Source organism: Microcoleus sp. OTE_8_concoct_300 (assembly GCF_031383065.1).
In the GTDB taxonomy this organism is placed as follows: domain Bacteria; phylum Cyanobacteriota; class Cyanobacteriia; order Cyanobacteriales; family Microcoleaceae; genus Microcoleus.
The window spans coordinates 1-2,048 of sequence record NZ_JANMZH010000203.1 but is presented as its reverse complement, the minus strand read 5'-3'; the positions used below and the strand labels follow the sequence as shown (position 1 = coordinate 2,048).

3 protein-coding genes and 1 pseudogene are annotated in these 2,048 nt (G+C 41.2%); all 4 read left to right on the top strand.

Annotated elements, in window-relative coordinates:
* Positions 1-164, top strand: a pseudogene (locus ACUVJL_RS10050) (ISKra4 family transposase); the annotation flags it as partial.
* A 26-nt stretch (positions 165-190) separates the two neighbouring features.
* On the top strand, positions 191-586 hold the full coding sequence (locus ACUVJL_RS10045) for a hypothetical protein (protein WP_445245708.1): 396 nt from the start codon (positions 191-193) through the stop codon (positions 584-586).
* Between the two features lie 53 nt (positions 587-639).
* The gene (locus ACUVJL_RS10040) at positions 640-1,554 is read left to right on the top strand and encodes an IS4 family transposase (protein WP_445245709.1); all 915 of its coding nucleotides are present in this window, start codon (positions 640-642) and stop codon (positions 1,552-1,554) included.
* A 228-nt stretch (positions 1,555-1,782) separates the two neighbouring features.
* The coding region (locus ACUVJL_RS10035) for a hypothetical protein (RefSeq protein WP_445245707.1) at positions 1,783-2,048 on the top strand (266 nt) is incomplete at its 3' end.

The following is a 2,048-nucleotide window of genomic DNA, read 5'->3' as shown; positions in this document are numbered from 1 at the left end:
TCTGTTCAATTGGTTCAGGAGCGGTAGAATCAGGCATTAAGCAAATAGGCAGACGAATTAAAATATCAGGAGCGAGTTGGAAATCAGAACATGTGGGACAAGTATTAGCTCATCGTTGTGCTTACTTAAACGGCTTAATTGGTAATCAGGGAAAACCTGCATGAGTATAATTGCTCACTGCAAAAGTGACATGCTCCCAACTCAGCATGCCACTGGATTTGATGTTGCTTGTAAGTGGAAAAGAAACTATGGCGCATGGAAGGTTGAGGAAGCGTGGTTTATTCTCACAGATTTAGGCTCATTGCCTGCAGCGATCGATGCTTACAAGCAACGGATGGGCATTGAAGAAATGTTCCGAGACTGTAAAACAGGAGGCTACGATCTTGAAGGAACTAGCCTCAAAGGAAACCGACTTATTAACATGATTCTGCTGATGACGCTCGCCTACTTGGAGGCAATATTTCAAGGTACTCAATTGAGGAAAAAGCAGGTACAAAAATATGTATGTCGCCGAAAAGAACCCAAGAAAAGATATCGCAGACGGAGTACATTTGGTGTTGGCGCAAGATGGAGAAAAGTGGGTTGATTACCTCGAACAATTTTCATTAGAGGTGGAACAGTTAATGAAGTTAACTCCCAATAAACGCCGCTTTTATCAACAAGGCATGCGGGCTGCAACCCTTATTCGGTCTATCTCCTAGGCTTCTTTGTCACCCCCCCAGATTTTTCATCTGCCTAATTTGGCAGCAAAGAGCTTTACCGTTATACTGGCAGATTTTACCCAAAAAAGGGTGCAGTAATATCCGAGAGCAAAAACAATTAATTAGACCAATTTTTTCGCTACTAACCAAATATAAATTTGCGCTCATAGGAGACCGCGAATTTGGTAGCGTTAAACTTGCCAAATGGTTAGGCGAAAAGAATGTAAGGTTTGTTTTAAGAATACAAAAGGGGCGATATATTGAAGAAGAAGGAGAAAATTTTAAACGGTTAAGTGATTTAGGTTTAATGCCAGGTACTAGCTTTTATTTCAAGGATGTTCAAGTTACCAAGCAAAAAGGGTTTGGCTTATTTGATATTGCAGGTTATTGGAAGCGTCGATATAGAGGTCATGGGGAAGACGAAGGTTGGTATCTGCTCACAAATTTAGGAAGTCTGAAAGAAGCTGTCGCCACATTTAAATGTCGGAGTGGAATCGAAGCTATGTTCAAAGATTGTAAAACAGGAGGCTATAATCTTGAAAAAAGCCACGCTTCGACTGAGCGCTTGAAAACTTTAATTTTATTGATAGCTTTTGCGTACACTTGCGCCACTTTACAAGGAAAAGAAATTCAAAAACTTGGTATCCAAAAATATGTGGGTCGCATCAAAGAAGTTAAGCGAACTATACGCCGACATAGTAGTTTTTGGATGGGATTGTATGGTCATGCTTGGGTAATAGGAATAGAAGGTTGTGAAAAAATGATTGAGGAATTAATGGCAATAAGACGGAACAAGCTACCATTTTTTCAGAGGGGTTTGAGGGCTATGTCCCTGATGATACCGACGTTGTGACGGCGTTGTCACCCCTTGAACTTGATCGCTCCAGTTTTAGAGTTACTATCAGATTACGAAGTGATAGTTTTGGGTGCTCGGGAATTTGGTAGCGTTAAGCTGGCATATTGGGAGCGCGTCACTTTTGCAATAAGTATAAATGCTCAGAAAAAGCAGAATAGTAGTTTTGAGCTATTGTTGAGCAAAATAAGCGAAAATAGTTCTGTAGCAAGACTTTAGGAAAATGATATGAGAAGTCATGTTTTTTTAGGTGAAGCTACTTATCATCTCAAAAAAACAAAGCCGCTGTCTGAAGCTCAGAAAGAGGCTGTGTGTATTGTAAATATGATGCGAGGCATCGAGATATTTTCGCTCAGGAGTGGGCCAGGAAATATAGTCGCCACCTGGGAATTTAACAACCTCGCTCGGGATAGAATCGGGGTGCTGGCACTGCCTCTGGTGACACGGCCAAAAGTGGTAAGGGTGAAAAACCCTGAAGACTGCAGAGAAATAAG